This window comes from Oleiphilus sp. HI0128 (assembly GCF_001635365.1).
In genome coordinates, this window is record NZ_LWGG01001595.1 from 1 (window position 1) to 1,392 (window position 1,392).

A 1,392-nucleotide genomic window follows, 5' to 3' on the forward strand; every position below is an offset into this window, starting at 1 on the left:
ATACCAAAGGTTGCCAGTAACGTTTCAAGCGGACGACCGTGAAGATGACGAATTACGCCTCGCTCTATACAGATGCCAACAAAGCCCGACACTAGGAAAGCTGCCGGAATAGCGACCCAAATCGAATAGTCGATAGCATTCGGCATCAGCAACTGAACCACATAAGTGGTATAAGCGCCCAGCATGATCATCTCACCATGCGCCATATTAATAACGCCCATAACGCCAAAGGTAATTGCCAGGCCAATTGCAGCAAGCAAAAGGACAGAACCTAAGCTCAATCCGAAAAAGAGCTTATCGACAAACTGAAAGTTAGCGACTCGATCTTCAATCAGTGTTAACGCCTTTTGTGCCGCCGCCACAACGACTTCATCACTATCATTTTCAACAATTTTGGCGAGCAGATTCTTAATCTCATTTTCCAAACGACCTGCCAGGGTTTCAATTGACGCCAGTCGTTCTTCGCGAACTTTGCTGTTTTCTAAGGCATAAATAGCAAGTGCAACCCCCATCATTTCCAATACTTCTTCATCTTGCTCAGACACTTTCACTGCTTGAATGGCTTCAATCAGGCTTTCATCCAAACTTGATAGTAAAGAAGTGAGCGCTGAAAGACGCAACTCTGGGTCCTTTGCACTTAGCTGAATACGTGCAATTGCCCCACGGAGATAAGAGCGCACTTTGTTATTCACACGAACTTTCTTGTAGAGTTTCTTTTTCAATGGCTCTAACTCAGCACCGGTGAAAACTTCGTGAAAGACTTTTTCGCCATCAACTTTTTTCACCGACATAAGTGAGTTACGGTCTTTCTTAAGATAATGAAGCTGCCCCTTTAGCATCACCTGAAACATGGGGAGCAAGGTTTCCCCTGCGTGTGCTTCCAAGTCTTTCAAGATCGGAATAATCTTCTTAAGCTTGGCTTTCGTCAGTTTGCTTAAGAGCGCTTGGGTTTCGCTATCTATTGCTGTCGCAACAGTGCTTGGACTGTTCTCGGCGTTCGATGCCGCATAGCTTTGGTTGAACACCAAGCTAAACATTATCGCAAGAATAAAGGGCAGGATTCTCACCGCTGTACTCCATTTTAGGTTCATTTAACACGCAACTTCCCTGTTGTGTCTGTTCAGATATGATCTGAAGCCAAACATCATAGGGAAATTACGGGGTTGTAGGTTTAGAAATGAGGAGCACCGGACAGTGCTCCCCTTTTAAGTTGCCGAATAAATGTTTCCGGCTAGCTAAAGCTCAGGTCTTAGAAGTTCTGACCAGAACACTTAGCTGTTTTAGTATTAAAGTTGCCGCACTTAACCGGGTCAGTCCAGTCAGCAATTAGGTCTTTAGAACCTGGTAGGTAGTTAGACCAAGCATCACCAATTACTTCACCGTTAGTTTCCC

2 pseudogenes are annotated in these 1,392 nt (G+C 44.8%); both read right to left on the reverse strand.

What is annotated here, in order from left to right:
• Positions 1-1,091 (reverse strand): annotated as a pseudogene (locus tag A3763_RS26145) (urea ABC transporter permease subunit UrtB); the annotation flags it as partial.
• A gap of 158 nt (positions 1,092-1,249) precedes the next feature.
• Positions 1,250-1,392: pseudogene (locus A3763_RS27820) on the reverse strand (urea ABC transporter substrate-binding protein); the annotation flags it as partial.